We start from the raw sequence: 15,020 nt of genomic DNA on the forward strand, positions 1-15,020 counted from the left end.
TATATATCAACCACTACGAGCAGAGTACTACAGAGGGGTGGCCGTGGGGCATGTGACGGATGCGTGGGACAGCGGGCCCCACAGCGAGCCCCGCGTCCGGGAGTTCGCCGCACAGGTGCTGCGCGGCCACGCCCAGGTCACCTTCCTGCCGAGCGTGGCGGCGGGCGCGCTCTTCTGCGTCGCGCTCTCCACCGCGGGCTTGGCGTACGCCCTCTACGCGCTGGCCGGTACCGCCGTGGGCACCGCCACCGCACAGCTCCTCGGCGCGGACCGCGTGCGCGTCCGGACGGGTCTCGAAGGGTTCAACGCCTGCCTGACGGCGCTCTGCTTCGCGGTCTTCCTCGGCGCGTGGCACCTCTCGACCGCCCTGCTCGCGCTCGCGGGCTGCGTGGTCGTCACGGTCGTGACCGCGGCCGTGGCCAATCTCCTCGGCGCCTGGGGGCTGCCCTCGCTCACCCTGCCGTTCTGCCTGGTCGCGAGCGTGACGACCGTCGCCGCGCCCGGCTTCCCGCGGATCTGGCACCACGGCGAGGGGCTCGCGGCCCTTCCCCTCGCGGCGGCGGGCCCGACGGCGCCCGACCCCGCCGAGCTGGCGCGCGGGTTCTTCGCCGGGTTCGCCGAGATCTTCTTCATGCCGCAGTGGTACGTGGGTGCCCTCCTGCTCGCCGGTCTCCTCGTCGCGAGCCGTCGCGCGGCGGGCGTGGCATGCCTCGGCAGCGCGGTCGGGATCGCCACGGCGTGGGCACTGGGCACCCCCGCCGCGCGGATCGCCGACGGCACGACGGGGTACAACTCCGTGCTCGTCGCCCTCGCCCTGTGCGGCGTCTTCCTGCCCGTGCGGGCGGCGACGCTCGCGTACGCGCTCGTGGGCGCCGCCGCCGCGACGGTGGCCGGGGCGGCGGTGGCGGCCCTGGCCGCACCCGTGGGCGGGCACGCCTTCACATGGCCGTTCGTGCTGACGACGCTGGTGTTCCTGGCGGGGGCCAAGTCCTTTCCGCGGCTGGGCGGTTCGGTCTCCTGAGAGTGCGACTCAGGCCCCCGGGCGCCCGCCCGCGCGTCAGAAGACGATCAGCGCCCGGCCGCCCTTGCCCGCGACCATGTGCGCGAAGGCCGCCGGGATGCCGTCGAGGCCGATCCGGTCGGTCACCAGGACGCCCAGGTCCAGGCGGCCCGCCCGGATGTGCCCGGCCAGGACCGGCAGGTCGAACGCCGGGTCGCAGTTGCCGTACACACAGCCCGACAGGGTCCTGCCCCAGTGGAAGAGTTCCAGGGCGTTGAAGGTGACCTGCTGGTCCTTGCCGCCGATGCCCACCACCGTGGTGCGCCCGCCGCGCCGCGTGGACTCCCAGGCCGTGCGGATCGTCACCGCGCGGCCCACGCACTCCACGGCCACGTCGACGCCCTGGCCGCCGGTGAGCGCCCGGATCTCGCGGGCCGTCTTCTCCGAGGCGACCACGTAGTCGGTGGCGCCCGCCGAGCGCGCGAGCCCCTCCTTCTCCGGGGAGACGTCGACCGCGATGATCCGCGAGGCACCGGCGATCCTGGCCGCCTGCAAGGTGGCGAGGCCGACCCCGCCGACCCCGTACACCGCGACGGTCTCGCCCTCGCGGACCTTCGCCGAGTGGTGCACGGCGCCGTACCCGGTCAGGACGGCGCAGCCGAGGAGGGCCGCGTCGGTGAGCGGGACGCCGTCGGGCACCGGCAGGACGCAGTCGGCCGCGACGACGGTCTCCTCGGCGAACGCGGCGACGTTCAGCCCGGGGTGCAGATCCGTGCCGTCCGGCCGCTTGGCGTAGACGTCGGCGGCGCCCGCGAGGGCGTTCGCGCAGAGCCACACCTCGCCGATCGAGCAGGCGTGACAACCGCCGCAGGACGGCGCCCAGTTCAGGACGACACCGTCACCGGGGGCGACCGCCGTGACGCCCTCGCCCACGGAGACGACGGTCCCCGCGCCCTCATGGCCGAGGACGGCGGGCACCGGGACCCGCATCGTGCCGTTGGACAGGGACAGGTCGGAGTGGCAGACCCCGGCGGCCGCGAGGCGCACGCGGACTTGGCCGGGCCCCGGCTCCGGCAGGTCGATGTCGGCGATCTCCAGCGGGGAGCCGACGGCGGGGAGGATGGCGGCGCGGACCACGTTCACGTACTCCTTGGGGGAATCTCTGGGCGGCGGACGGAGGCGGGGCTGGGCGGAGCGGCCGGAGACGGGGCCGGCCGGGCTGTGCGGAGCGGGCTGACGCGGGGCGAGCGGGGGCTCAGAACTGCAGGGACTTCGTCTGCAAGTACTCCGCGAGGCCGTGCGCGCCCAGTTCGCGGCCGACGCCCGACTGCTTGTAACCGCCGAAGGGGGCGAGGGGGTTGAAGCCGCCGCCGTTGATGTCGACCTGGCCGGTGTCCATGCGCCGGGCGAAGGCGACCGCCTCGGCGTCGTCGGCCGCCCACACCGCGCCCGCCAGGCCGTACACCGTGCCGTTGGCGATGCGCAGGGCGTCGTCCTCGTCCTCGTACCGGATGAGGGAGAGGACCGGGCCGAAGATCTCCTCCTGGGCGATGGTCATCTCCGGGGTGACATCGGCGAAGACGGTCGGCTGGACGTAGTAGCCCTGCTCCTTGGGTGACTCGGGGCCGCCCGCCACGATCCTGGCGCCCTCCTGGACGCCCTTCTCGATGTAACCCCGCACCCGCTCCTGCTGCTTGGCGTTGACGAGCGGGCCGATGCGGGGGCCGTACTTGGCCGCGGCGGCGGACGCCAGCTCCACCGCCTCGTCGTAGCGCGCGGAGTCCACCAGCATGCGGGTCCAGGCGCTGCACGTCTGGCCGGAGTTGGACATGACGTTCGCGACGCCCACGTTGACGGCCTTGGCGAGGTCGGCGCCGGGCAGGATGACGTTGGCGGACTTGCCGCCCAGCTCCAGGGCGACGCGCTTGACGGCCGCGCCCGCCGTGGCGCCGATCCGCCGGCCGACGGCCGTGGAGCCGGTGAACGAGACCAGGTCGACGCCCTCGTGCTCGGCGAGCGCCTGCCCCGCGACCGGGCCGAGCCCGGTGACCAGGTTGAACACGCCGGCCGGGATGCCCGCCTCGTGCACCGCCTCGGCGAAGAGCTGGGCGGTGAGCGGGGTGTCCTCGGCGGGCTTGAGCACGACCGTGCAGCCCGCGGCGAGCGCGGGGGCCACCTTGTTGACGATCTGGTGGAGGGGGTAGTTCCAGGGCGTGATCGCGCCGACCACGCCGACCGGCTCCAGGTAGACGGTGGAGTTGCCCACCTTCTCCTCGAAGGGGTGCGTCGCGGCCAGCTCGGCGTACGAACCGCAGACGAGGATCGGCACGCCCGCGTGCACCGCCTGCGAGAACGGCAGCGGGGCGCCCAGCTCGGCGGTGACGACCTCGGCGATCTCGTCCTTGCGGGCGACCAGCTGATCGCGGAGCGCGCCGAGCAGGGCCGCGCGCTCGACGGGCGGCGTGGCGGCCCAGCCCGGCAGGGCGGCGCGGGCGGCGCGTACCGCGGCGTCGACGTCCTCCACCGTCCCGGCCGGGACCTGGCCGATGGGCTGCTCGTCGGCCGGGTTGACGACCGTGATCGCGTCGGCGCCCGCAGCCGCGCGCCAGGCACCGTCGATGTACATGCCGTCGTGGGCCTTCATCGCACTCCTCCAGATAGACGTCCGCATAACAAACTAGCGCTGATAGTTTTCGGGCACCAGGGGCAGGTTGCCGGGACCCGAAGCCCCGGAAGGCTTTCCTGGCCCGCTCCCCTCCCCCACCACCCTGCCCGCCCTGAGCTCCCCCTCATGCTGCCGCTGCGCCGGAAGTTGCGGAGGGCTATGGTCCGACTTCCAGGTCCGCACCACGACCGGGCCCGACGGCCGGGTCTGGACCGGCCGCTATCTGCTGGGTCGGGAGACCTAACTGGAGGTCTTCGGGGTGGGCGACGTGCCCGACAGCCCGCTCGGCAGCGCCGGTTCTCGACATCGCGGGCGAAGTTTTTCTCGTGCCTCGAAGCGGCACCCCTCCTTTCGTCGGCCGGCTCCGCGAAGCGCCGCCAAAGATGACATTCACCGCGACTTGGTCCGGAATTTGATTTCCGTTGCGTGACATACGCATGACAAGCCGTCCAGCCTCTTGATCTACCCCCGCCGAGCGGCCACGCTTCTGCTCGCGACGGGAGCGGCACGCACCGCTCCCTTCTGTGTGTGCGATCACGCGCACACCCCCCACAGTCGCGTCGCCCCACCCCGGGCGCGCCGCCTATGAGGAGGACTCCCTCGTAATGGCAATGCCGCGTAGCAAGAAGACTGTGATCGCCGCCGCGATCTCGACCGCCGCCGCCGCTGTGCTCGGTACGGTCACCGCTCTGCCCGCCCAGGCCGCCCCCACCGAGGGCACCGTGATCGCGGCGGGCTCCGCCCACGCGGTCAAGGGCAGCTACATCGTCACGCTGAAGAAGAGCTCGGGCCTCAAGGCCGCCACGAGCCGGGGCAAGGGCCTCATATCCGAGTACGGCGGCTCGGTGACGAAGACCTACAAGTCCGCGCTCAACGGCTACGCCGCGAAGCTGAGCGCGGCGGAGGCGAGACGTCTCGCCGCCGACCCCGCGGTCGCCTCCGTCGAGCAGAACCAGCGGGTCCGGACCACCGCGACGCAGACCAACGCCCCCTGGGGCCTGGACCGCATCGACCAGGCCAGGCTGCCGCTGAACGGCAGCTTCACCTACCCGGACACGGCGGGCTCCGGCGTCACCGCGTACGTCATCGACACCGGCGTACGCATCTCGCACTCGGAGATCAGCGGCCGCGCGGTCAACGGCTACGACGCCGTGGACGGTGACTCCACCGCCCAGGACGGCAACGGCCATGGCACGCACGTCGCCACGACCATCGCGGGCAAGACGTACGGCGTCGCCAAGAAGACCAAGATCGTGGCCGTCCGCGTGCTGGACAACAACGGCTCCGGTACGACCGCCGGGGTCATCGCGGGCATCGACTGGGTGACCGGCAACCACGCCGCCGGTGCCCCGGCCGTCGCCAACATGTCGCTCGGCGGCGGCGCCTCCACCTCGCTGGACAACGCGGTGAAGAACTCCATCGCCGACGGGGTCACCTACGCGGTCGCCGCGGGCAACGAGGGCGTCAACGCCTCCAGTTCCTCCCCGGCCCGGGTGCCCGCCGCCATCACGGTGGGCGCGACCGGCAGCAACGACGCCAAGGCCAGCTGGTCCAACTACGGCTCGGTCCTCGACATCTTCGCGCCGGGCGTCTCCATCAAGGCGGGCTGGCACACCGGCGACACGGCGACCAACACGATCTCCGGTACGTCGATGGCCACGCCGCACGTCGCGGGGGCGGCGGCGATCTATCTGGCGGGGCGCCCTGCCGCTACCCCCGCGCAGGTTTCCTCTGCGCTGGTGACGGGGGCCACGCCCAGTGTGGTGACCAGCCCCGGCTCCGGTTCTCCTAACCGGCTGCTCAAGATTGTTCAGTAGTTTTTCCGGCCCGCAGGGGTAGTTGACCGGCTGTCCCTGCGGGTTGTTCTTGGCTGGTCGCGCAGTTCCCCGCGCCCCTTTGGGGCGCTTCCTCAGGGGCGCTTCCCTCGGGAGTGCTTTCCTCAGGGGCGTGGGGAGCGTGTGGCCAGTGTCGCGGCCAGGAGGAGCAGGCCGCCCAGCATCACGAAAGGTGCTGCCACACCCGCGACTCCCGCGACCAGGCCCGCCGACGCGGGAGCCGCTACCTGGCCCAGGCGGTTGCCGGTGAGGCGCAGTGCCAGGGCCGTCGAGCGCGCACCGTCGGGGGCCGCCTGGACGACGGTCGTCATGGAGAGCGGCTGGCCGACGCCGAGGCAGAAGCCGAGCGCGGCGAGCATCAGGGCGAGCCCCCACACCGGTACGGGCAGCGCCATGCCCGCGCAGAGCAGCCCGCCCAGCAGACAGGTGCCGGTGAGCAGGGCGGTCCTGCCGAGCAGGCGGATCATCGGGGTCATCACCAGGCGGCAGGCGATGGTCGAAGCCGCCCGCAGGCTCAGGAGCAGCCCGACCGTCGCGGGGGCGATGCCGCGGTGCTCGCCGACCACCGGCAGGTAGGCGGTGAGGATGTCCGTCGCCGAGAGCACGGCGAGGCTGACGAAGATGCCCCCGGGCACGCCACGGGCGCGCAGGATGCCCAGCACCGGCACCCGCTCGGCACGCTCCGCGGAACGCGCCGGCCGGACGTGCTCGATGCGCCACAGCGAGGCGAGGGAGACCGCGCCGACCGCCGCCGAGACGAGCAGGGCCAGCGCGCTGGTGCGCCCCATGTCCGCGCCGATCAGGGCGCCCGCGGCGATCGGCCCGATCAGCTGGCCGAGCGAGGCCCCGATGGTGAAGTGCCCGAAGTTGCGGTCCTGTTCGTCGGGTGCCGACTGCCGGGCCACGATCGACTGGGCGCCGATCACGAAGCAGAGGTGGCCGAGCCCCATCACCCCGCTCCACGCGGCCATCGCGGCGAGCGAGGCCGCCGTCCCGCTCAGCGCGCAGCCGCCGGAGATCAGCACGACGCCGAAGGGCAGCAGCGGCGCGCACCGACCGTGGTCCGTCCTGCGTCCCAGCGGTACGGCGGCGAAGAGCGGGAGCAGCGCGTAGACGCCCGCGATGACCCCGACGGCCCGCTCGTCGGCGCCGAGCGAGAGGGCCCGGTAGGAGACGGCGGGCCGCGCCATCGACACCGCCCCCTGCGCGAAGCCGAAGGCGATGACGAGGCGCAGCAACCAGGCCCGGCCCGCGGGCCCGGCCGACGCGCGTGGCATCAGATGATGCCGAAGAGGATCCCGGAGCCGAGCACCACGAGCGAGGTGAGCACGGCCCATTTGACGGTGAACCTGGTGTGGTCGCCGAACTCCACCTTGGCCATGCCGACGAGCACGTACACGGCGGGCACCAGCGGGCTCGACATGTGCAGCGCCTGGCCCGCGATGGAGGCGCGGGCGATCTCCAGGGTGCCCACCCCGTGGGCCTGCCCCGCCTCGGCGAGGACGGGCAGGACACCGAAGTAGAAGCCGTCGTTGGACATGAAGTAGGTGAGCGGGATGGAGAGCAGCCCTGTCACCAGGCCCATGTGCGGGCCCATGCCCTCGGGGATGGCGTCGACCAGCCAGTCGGCCATGTGGTCGACCATGCCGGTGCCGGTGAGCACGCCGGTGAAGACGGCGGCGGCGAAGACCATGCCGGTGACGTTGAGGACGTTCTCCGCGTGGGCGGCGATACGGGCCTTCTGGTCGGGCATGTGCGGGAAGTTGACGGTGAGGGCGAGCGCCGCGCCGAGCAGGAAGAGGACCGGGATCGGCAGCCACTCCATGATCATGGCGGTGAGCAGCAGGACGGTGAGGCCCGCGTTGAACCAGTAGAGCTTGGGGCGCAGGGTGGCGCGCTCCGGGTCGAGTCCCTGGAACCCGTCGTCCTCGTCGTCCTCGCCGTCCGCGTCGGCCTCACCGGTCCCGCCGGAAGCGGCGTCCGTGTCCGTACCCGAACCCGCTCCCCCGGTGGTCGTCTTGACGAGCGACGTACGCCCCTCGGTGCCGCCGCCCGCGCCCACCAGGACCGTCTCTCCCGCCGCCTCCTTCTCCAGGACCTCGTCCAGCGACAGCACGCCGAGCCGCTTGCGCTCCCGCAGGCCCAGTGCGTACGAGAGGAGGAAGACGGCGACGAGGCCCATGGCGAGGGCCGGGATCATCGGGACGAAGATGTCGGCGGCGTCGACCTTCAGCGCGGTCGCGGCGCGTGCCGTCGGGCCGCCCCAGGGCAGGGTGTTCATGACGCCGTTGGCGGTGGCGGCGACGCCCGTCATCACGACGAGGCTCATCTTGAGGCGCTTGTACAGCGGGTACATCGCCGAGACCGTGATCATGAAGGTGGTCGAGCCGTCGCCGTCGAGGGAGACGATCGCGGCGAGCACGGCGGTGCCGACCACGATGCGCATCGGGTCCGCCTTGCAGAAGCGCAGGATGCCCCGGACGATCGGGTCGAAGAGGCCGACGTCGATCATGACGCCGAAGTACACGATGGCGAACATGAGCATGGCCGCCGTGGGCGCCAGATTGCCGACGCCGTCGAGGACGTACTCCCCGAGATGGGCTCCCTTTCCCACGAACACGCAGAAGAGGGCGGGGATCAGCACCAGCGCCGCGATCGGCGACATCTTCTTCATCATGATCAGCACCAGGAAGGTGGCGATCATGACGAATCCGAGGATTGTCAGCATGGGGGCTACCTAACGTTCACCATCGAACTCCCACCAGGTCTGGCGGTCCGGTCGACGTTAGGACTGGCCGTGAAGCGTTAACAAGATGTTGACGCGCGAGCAATAAGCGCAAAACTCCAGGTCAACGCGGCGGCTCCGGGGGCGCGGCGGTGAGCTGCACGGCGAAGCCGTTGAGTACGGCGTTCCCGGAGAGCGGGTCGAGGAGGGTGCCGTCCAGGAGCTGGTTGACGTTGGCGCCGGGCTGTCCGGCGGCGACGCCGAGCCGTGTGCCCGGGCGGTCGTGGCCCCAGCCGTGCGGCAGGCTCACCACGCCAGGGCGCACGGCGTCGGTCACCTCCACGGGTACGTCGAGCTGCCCTCCGGCGGCTGCCACGCGCGCGTGGCCGCCGTCCGCGAGTCCGAGGCGGGCCGCGTCGTCGGGGTGGACGTGCAGGGTGCAGCGGTTGGAGCCGCCGACGAGGGCGGGGACGTTGTGCATCCAGCTGTTGTTGGAGCGCAGATGGCGCCGGCCGACCAGGACGAGGTCGTGCGGCGCGGCGTCCAGGGCGCGGGCGAGGCGCGGCAGATCGGCGGCGATCGGGGCGGGCAGGAGTTCGACGCGGCCGCTGACGGTCCTGAGGACCTCGCCGATGCGGGGGCGGAGCGGGCCGAGGTCGATGCCGTGCGGATGGGCGAGGAGCCGCTCCAGGGTGAGGCCGTCGGGGCGGGCGCCGAAGCCGTCGCCGTAGGGGCCGAGGCGCAGCATCATGTCGAGCCGCCGCTCGGGGCCCCTCTCGCCGGTGAGCTGCCCGGCGAGGTCCTGCGGGTCGCGGCCGTGGACCGGGGAGAGCGGGTCGGCGACGGCCTTGCCGAGGACGGTGTCGACGACCATGGTGTCGACGGCGTCCGGATCGGCGCCGTGCATGCCGCCGGCGGCGAGCACGAGCCGGGCGAGGATCTCGGTCTCCGCCATCCGCCCCTCCTCCAGGGGGGCGGGGGCGCGGGTGTAGCGGACCTGGTTGCGTACGGCGAGCGCGTTGAAGGCGAAGTCGAAGTGGGCGCTCTGGGCGGGCGGGGGCGGCGGCAGGACGACGTGGGCGTGGCGCGAGGTCTCGTTCAGGTACGGGTCGACGCTGACCATGAAGTCGAGGGAGCCGAGGGCCTTGTCGAGCCGGTCGCCGTCGGGCGCGGACAGGACGGGGTTGGTGGCGATGGCGATGAGGGCGCGGATCGCCCCGTCCCCGAGGGTGTCGATCTCCTCGGCGAGCGCGGCAAGGGGCAGCTCTCCCTTGGCCTCGGGGTGTCCGCTGACGCGGCTGTGCCGGCGGCCGAGCGTGAAGCCCTTGCCGGGGCCCGCGGGGCGCGGGGCGCGGGCGGTGGCGGCGAGCGGGAAGAGGGCGCCGCCGGGCCGGTCGAGATTGCCGGTCAGGATGTTCAGTACGTCGACGAGCCAGTTGGTGAGGGTGCCGAAGGCGACGGTGCTCGCGCCCATGCGGCCGTAGACGGCGGCGGTGGGCGCGGCGGCCAGGTCGCGGGCGAGCGTACGGATGGTGTCGGCGGGCACATCGCAGGCCGCGGCGACCGCCTCGGGGGCGAACTCCCGTACGGCTCCGCGGAGTTCGTCGACGCCTTCGACCTGCCCTTCGAGCGCGCCGAGGTCCGTCAGCTTCTCGTCGAAGAGGACCTGGACGAGCGCGGCGAGCAGCAGGGCGTCCGTGCCGGGCCGGATCGCGAGGTGCCGGTCGGCGGTCTTCGCGGTGCGGGTGCGGCGCGGGTCGACGACGGTGAGCGTGCCGCCTCGCGCGCGCAGCGCCCTGAGCTTGCCGGGGAAGTCGGGGGCGGTGCACAGACTCCCGTTGGACTCCAGGGGGTTGGCGCCCAGGAGCAGCAGGTGGTCGGTGCGGTCGAGGTCGGGTACGGCGATCGCGTACGGGTCGCCGAAGAGGAGGCCGCTCGACACGTGCTTGGGCATCTGGTCGACGGTGGTGGCGGTGAAGAGGTTGCGGGTGCGCAGGGTGCGGAGCAGGAGGGGCGGGTAGAGGCCGCCGGCCATCGTATGGACGTTCGGATTGCCGAGGACGACGCCGACGGCGTCCGGCCCGTGCCGCTCGATCAGCGGCCGCAGTCCGGCGGCGACGGCGTCGAACGCCTCTTCCCAGCTTGCCTCTTGGAGCTCTCCGTCCCTGCGCACGAGCGGTCGTCGCAGCCGGTCGGGGTCGGCGTCGGCCTCTCCGAAGGCGGCCCCCTTGGGGCAGATGAACCCCTTGCTGAACACGTCCTCCCGGTCCCCGCGCGCTCCGGTCACCCGGGCGCCTTCGACGGTGAGCGTGAGCCCGCAGGTGGCTTCGCAGAGGGGGCAGATACGCAGGGCGGTGCGGGGCATGGGCCCTCCCGGGCGGGGACGGGGGTGCGTACGGGCCAAGCATACCGACCGGTATGCATCTGACTAGCCCCGCCGGACGACTGCCGCGGGCCTCGGTCTGGTTGCCCGCGGGTGCGTCGTGGTTGCTCGCGCCGTTCCCCGCGCCCCTGGGGTGCTGACCCCGGCCCCAGCCCAGAGGCGTGCGTCAGTCCAGCGACAGCGCTAGGTACGCGTGCAGCAAGGTCCGCGCCTCCTCGATGAGGGCCGGCTCGCCCGCTGGGCAAGAACGGAAGGCGAGCTGCAGCACCGCGTCCACCGCCTCGACCCCGACCAGCACGGTCCGGCGCAGCCGGTCATCCAGGGGGCGGTCGATGTGGTGGGCGAGGAGGGCCGCCACCCGCTCGGCCACCCGCACGTTCGCGTCCGGCATCGCGTCCGGGGCCGAGGGGATGCCGAAGTCGACCAGGCCGAAGCCGGGGACGGTCCGCTTCATCGACAGGTACTCGTCGAAGGCGGCGTCGACCGCCCCGCGCCAGTCCCCGCGCCCGACGCCGCGCACGCGCGCGGTCACCCGCTCGGCGTACGCGTCGAGATTGCGGTGGGCCAGCGCGTCCGCGAGCGCCCGCTTGTTGCCGAAGAAGCGGTAGACCGAGCCGATCGGCACGCCCGCGCGGTGGGCGACGGCGCGGGTCGTCAGGCCTTCGTAGCCGACCTCGTCCAGGACTCCGGCGCAGGCGTCGAGGATCCGGGTCAGCCGCTCCGCGCTGCGCTCCTGCACGGGCACGCGGCGCAGGGAGGCCGGGGGCCGCGGTTCCTCGGGCGGGTTCCGGTGGGGCGTCCCGGGAGAGTGGGGCATCCCGGGAGAGTAGAGCATCGCCCGGACGCGGAAGGAGAGCGCTCCCTCTTGCGGAAGGAAAACCCGAATCCTACGGTGTTCCATAGGAATCAGGTGCGAGGGAGCGACGATGAGCGGGGACCACGTGAGCGAGACGAGCCGTGCGGGCCGAGGCGACGCGCGCAAGACGGCCGAGAGCCTGAGCTACCTCTCCGGCTTCGGCAATGAACACAGCTCCGAGGCGGTGCCCGGCGCGCTGCCGCACGGCCGCAATTCACCCCAGCGCGCCCCCCTCGGCCTCTACGCCGAGCAGCTCAGCGGCTCGGCCTTCACCGAGCCCCGCGCGCACAACCGCCGCTCGTGGCTGTACCGCATCCGCCCCTCGGCCGCGCACCCCCGCTTCACGCGCGTCGACAACGGCACCCTGCGTACGGCCCCCTTCACCGAGTCGGTGCCCGACCCCAACCGGCTGCGCTGGAACCCCCTCCCGGAGCCCGCGCCCGGCACGGACTTCCTGGCGGGCCTGTGGACGCTGGGCGGCAACGGCGACGCGACGCAGCGCACCGGCATGGGCATTCACCTCTACCACGCCAACTCCCCGATGACGGACCGGGTGTTCAGCGACGCGGACGGGGAGCTGCTCATCGCCCCCGAGCACGGCGGCCTGCTCCTGCGCACCGAGTTCGGACTGCTGCGCGCCGAGCCCGGCGAGGTCGCGCTGATCCCGCGCGGCGTCCGCTTCCGGGTGGAGCTGCTCGACGCGAGCGCGCGCGGATACGTCTGCGAGAACTACGGCGCGCCCTTCCAGCTCCCCGACCTCGGCCCGATCGGCGCCAACGGCCTGGCGAACCCCCGGGACTTCCGGGCGCCCGTGGCGGCGTACGAGGACGCCGAGGGCCCGGTGGAGGTGGTGAACAAGTTCTGCGGCAACCTCTGGCGCGCCACCTACGACCACTCCCCCCTGGACGTCGTCGCCTGGCACGGCAACCACGTCCCGTACGTCTACGACCTGCACCGCTTCAACGTCATCGGCTCGATCAGCTACGACCACCCGGACCCCTCGATCTTCACCGTGCTTACCTCGCCGTCCGACACCCCGGGCCTGGCGGGCGTCGACTTCGTGGTCTTCGCGCCGCGCTGGCTGGTGGGTGAGGACACCTTCCGGCCGCCGTACTTCCACCGGAACGTGATGAGCGAGTACATGGGCCTGATCGAAGGCGCGTACGACGCCAAAGCCGAGGGCTTCGTGCCGGGCGGCGGCTCGCTGCACAACATGATGTCCGCGCACGGCCCCGACCGGGAGACGTTCGACAAGGCGTCGGCCGCCGAGCTGAGGCCGCAGAAGATCGACGACGGCCTCGCCTTCATGTTCGAGACGCGGTGGCCGGTGACGGCGACGGAGCAGGCGGCGCAGGCGTCCCACCTGCAGCGCGGCTACGACGACGTATGGCAGGGTCTGGAGCGCCACTTCCGCAACTGATGTAGCGCGACTGATTCGGAGAGACCGTGACCGCCTTCGCCCCGGACTCGATCGTCCTGAATCGGAAGCTGCCACTCTGGTATCAGGTGTCGCAGTCCCTGCGCGCCTCGATACTCGGCCGTACCCCCGAGGCCCCGCTCCGGCTGCCCACCGAGGAGCAGTTGGCGGGGCACTACGGAGTGAGCGTGCTGACCATGCGGCAGGCGCTCAAGGAGCTGGAGGACGAGGGGCTGATCACCCGCCACCGCAGGCGCGGCACCTTCATCGAGCCGACCGCCCGGCGCGGCTCCCCCGTCCGCCTGCTCGGCTCGGTCGACGCGATCGTGGCCCAGCAGTCGGGCATGATCACGGAACTGCTCGACCACGGCACGGCTCCCCCGCCCGCCGAACTCGCCCCGTACTTCCCGGACTCGGTGGAGGTGGCGACGTACCACCGGCTGCGCAGCGACGAGAAGACGGGCGAACCGACCAACCACGCCCGCAACTTCGTCCGCCCCGAGCTTGCCGCCCGCATCGACCTGGACGACCTGGTGCGCTGGCCGATGACGAAGGTGCTGCGCGATGTGGTGGGGGCGCGCATCAGCCGCATCACGGACACCGTCGAGGCCACGCTCGCCGACCCGGAGACCGCCCGCCTCCTCCAGGTGCCGCTGCTCAGCCCGATCCTGCACTACACCGGCGTCACCTACGACGAGGACGGCCGCGCCCTCGACGTGGCCCGCATCCACTACCGCGGGGACCGCTTCTCCTTCTCGGTCACGCTCGAAGCGACCTGACGGGCCCGGGCGGACACGTCGTACGATGCCGGGCGTGACGCACGACGAAGCGCCGCTGCTCGCGGACCTCATGCCGTGGTCCGTCGCACCGCTCCGGCCCGGCCGCGGGTGGCCGATGGGACCGGACGCCGCATCCCTGAAGGCCCGCTGGGCGGCCTTCCTCCGCGCGGACGAGGCGGCCCGCGAGACCCTCTTCCGCCCGACCCGCTCCCGCACGCTGCACACCGCGGTCGCCCAACTCCCGGGCCACCACGGCGGTACGGGCCGGCTGGCCAGGGAGTCCGGCCCCTGCCCCGAGCCCGTCCGCGTCGCCCACGGCCCCTTCGACGTGCAGTGGCTGATCCCCGACCACCGCCTCCTCGACGTGGCCCGCCCCGAGCTGTGGCGGGTCGCGGGCGAGGGCCAGCTCTTCGTGGTCGAACAGGGTTACGTTCCCGGGGCCGCGGGGCCCGCGGTGCTCGCGTCGGCCGTACTGCCGGACGGGCGCTCACCGGCCGGGCGACCCGGCCGCGTACGGCCCCTGTTCCGCCGCCCCGGGGGCCTGGAGCCCAACGTGGCGCCCGGGTTGCTCGGGTATCTGGCGGGGCTGCTCGGCCAGGAGGTCACGGCTCGGACGCTGCTCGCCTGGGTGCTCGCCGTGGGGTCGGGCTCGGCGGCGGGCTGCCGCGTGCCGCTCACGGCCGACGGCGGCCTCTGGGCGCGCGGCGTGGACATCGGGGAGCGGCTGCTGCGGCTCCATCTGCGCGGCGAAGGGGAGCGTCCGAAGCTCCCCGGGGGGCGCAGGCCTTATGTCCGGGCGCCGCTGCCCGCGCGCCCCCGCTCATTGGCGTACGACGCCGCGGAACAACTCCTTCGAGTGGGCGAGGAAGGTGTCATCTCGCCGGTGCCGAAGGAGGCGTGGGAGTTCGAGGTGAGCGGGGTGCGGGTGCTGGAGCGGTGGTTCGGGCAGCGCGCGGGCGGCGCGGAGGCGGAGCCGGGGACGCTGGAGGCGATCGCGCCCGCGGCGTGGCCGCAGGCCTGGACCTCCGAACTGCTCGAACTGATCACGATCCTCGCGCTGGTCGCGGAAGTGGCGCCGCGCCAGCGGGAGTTGCGGGACGCGCTCGACGAGTCGGTCACCGGGGAGGATCTGCGGCGGGCGGGCGTCCTGCCCGTGCCCGACGGCGCACGGCGGCCGGCGTCCGTCCTCGATCACCACGAGGAGGGACCGGAGGGGCAGTTCGCGCTGCTCTAGCGCCGACGCTCTAGTGCCGACCCATGCGGGTCGGCACCGGTCATGCGGGTGGGTGTGGGCGTGCATGACAAGGTTGTCATCGGGGGTGACGCGGGGAGGGGTTGCACGGGTGGGTGGGAAAGACCC

11 protein-coding genes are annotated in these 15,020 nt (G+C 72.8%); 5 read left to right on the forward strand and 6 right to left on the reverse strand.

The window, feature by feature from the left end; genetic code table 11:
- Positions 1–43 precede the first annotated feature (43 nt).
- Entirely contained in the window at positions 44–1,021 is a 978-nt protein-coding gene (locus DMA15_RS07030; RefSeq protein ID WP_240659698.1) for an urea transporter, read from the forward strand.
- Positions 1,022–1,057: 36 nt separating this feature from the next.
- On the opposite strand, the gene DMA15_RS07035 is transcribed toward DMA15_RS07030, so the two are convergent.
- Positions 1,058–2,137 carry a Zn-dependent alcohol dehydrogenase gene (locus DMA15_RS07035; RefSeq protein ID WP_125517372.1) on the reverse strand — a complete coding sequence of 360 codons (1,080 nt, stop codon included), beginning with the start codon at positions 2,135–2,137 and terminating at the stop codon, positions 1,058–1,060.
- A 118-nt stretch (positions 2,138–2,255) separates the two neighbouring features.
- On the reverse strand, positions 2,256–3,644 hold the full coding sequence (locus tag DMA15_RS07040; RefSeq protein ID WP_125511793.1) for an aldehyde dehydrogenase family protein: 1,389 nt from the start codon (positions 3,642–3,644) through the stop codon (positions 2,256–2,258).
- 626 nt (positions 3,645–4,270) lie between these two features.
- Between DMA15_RS07040 and DMA15_RS07050 the strand changes: the two genes are divergently transcribed.
- Positions 4,271–5,482, forward strand: coding sequence for a S8 family peptidase (locus DMA15_RS07050; RefSeq protein WP_125511795.1), 1,212 nt, complete (start codon positions 4,271–4,273; stop codon positions 5,480–5,482).
- Positions 5,483–5,604: 122 nt separating this feature from the next.
- Here the strand turns inward: DMA15_RS07050 and DMA15_RS07055 are convergent, their stop codons facing one another.
- The 4 genes from DMA15_RS07055 to DMA15_RS07070 form a co-directional block, all read right to left on the reverse strand.
- The gene (locus DMA15_RS07055) at positions 5,605–6,777 is read right to left on the reverse strand and encodes an MFS transporter (protein WP_125511796.1); all 1,173 of its coding nucleotides are present in this window, start codon (positions 6,775–6,777) and stop codon (positions 5,605–5,607) included.
- Positions 6,777–8,228, reverse strand: a complete 1,452-nt coding sequence (locus DMA15_RS07060; protein WP_125511797.1) for a citrate:proton symporter — start codon at positions 8,226–8,228, stop codon at positions 6,777–6,779. Before DMA15_RS07060 ends, DMA15_RS07055 begins: the two co-directional genes overlap by 1 nt.
- Positions 8,229–8,349: 121 nt before the next feature.
- Positions 8,350–10,590, reverse strand: coding sequence for a molybdopterin oxidoreductase family protein (locus tag DMA15_RS07065; protein ID WP_125511798.1), 2,241 nt, complete (start codon positions 10,588–10,590; stop codon positions 8,350–8,352).
- A 184-nt stretch (positions 10,591–10,774) separates the two neighbouring features.
- On the reverse strand, positions 10,775–11,425 hold the full coding sequence (locus DMA15_RS07070; RefSeq protein ID WP_125511799.1) for a TetR/AcrR family transcriptional regulator: 651 nt from the start codon (positions 11,423–11,425) through the stop codon (positions 10,775–10,777).
- A gap of 109 nt (positions 11,426–11,534) precedes the next feature.
- Between DMA15_RS07070 and hmgA the strand changes: the two genes are divergently transcribed.
- Genes hmgA through DMA15_RS07085 form a run of 3 tightly spaced genes read left to right on the forward strand, consistent with a single transcriptional unit; the run spans position 11,535 to position 14,894 of the window.
- Entirely contained in the window at positions 11,535–12,884 is a 1,350-nt protein-coding gene (gene hmgA, locus DMA15_RS07075; RefSeq protein ID WP_125511800.1) for a homogentisate 1,2-dioxygenase, read from the forward strand.
- A 26-nt stretch (positions 12,885–12,910) separates the two neighbouring features.
- A complete protein-coding gene (locus DMA15_RS07080; protein WP_125511801.1) occupies positions 12,911–13,660 on the forward strand; it encodes a GntR family transcriptional regulator in 750 nt (249 codons plus the stop codon).
- A 25-nt stretch (positions 13,661–13,685) separates the two neighbouring features.
- Complete coding sequence (locus tag DMA15_RS07085; RefSeq protein WP_125511802.1) at positions 13,686–14,894, forward strand: type ISP restriction/modification enzyme; 1,209 nt, start codon at positions 13,686–13,688, stop codon at positions 14,892–14,894.
- Positions 14,895–15,020 lie beyond the last annotated feature (126 nt).

It is taken from the genome of Streptomyces sp. WAC 01529, from assembly GCF_003945545.1.
In the GTDB taxonomy this organism is placed as follows: Bacteria; Actinomycetota; Actinomycetes; order Streptomycetales; family Streptomycetaceae; genus Streptomyces; species Streptomyces anatolicus.

Coding starts and splice junctions, on each gene's coding strand:
- hmgA (WP_125511800.1), top strand. CDS start 11,535: ATGAGCGGGGACCACGTGAGCGAGACGAGCCGTGCGGGCCGAGGCGAC.
- DMA15_RS07060 (WP_125511797.1), bottom strand. CDS start 8,228: ATGCTGACAATCCTCGGATTCGTCATGATCGCCACCTTCCTGGTGCTG.
- DMA15_RS07055 (WP_125511796.1), bottom strand. CDS start 6,777: ATGCCACGCGCGTCGGCCGGGCCCGCGGGCCGGGCCTGGTTGCTGCGC.
- DMA15_RS07085 (WP_125511802.1), top strand. CDS start 13,686: ATGCCGGGCGTGACGCACGACGAAGCGCCGCTGCTCGCGGACCTCATG.
- DMA15_RS07040 (WP_125511793.1), bottom strand. CDS start 3,644: ATGAAGGCCCACGACGGCATGTACATCGACGGTGCCTGGCGCGCGGCT.
- DMA15_RS07050 (WP_125511795.1), top strand. CDS start 4,271: ATGGCAATGCCGCGTAGCAAGAAGACTGTGATCGCCGCCGCGATCTCG.
- DMA15_RS07070 (WP_125511799.1), bottom strand. CDS start 11,425: ATGCCCCACTCTCCCGGGACGCCCCACCGGAACCCGCCCGAGGAACCG.
- DMA15_RS07065 (WP_125511798.1), bottom strand. CDS start 10,590: ATGCCCCGCACCGCCCTGCGTATCTGCCCCCTCTGCGAAGCCACCTGC.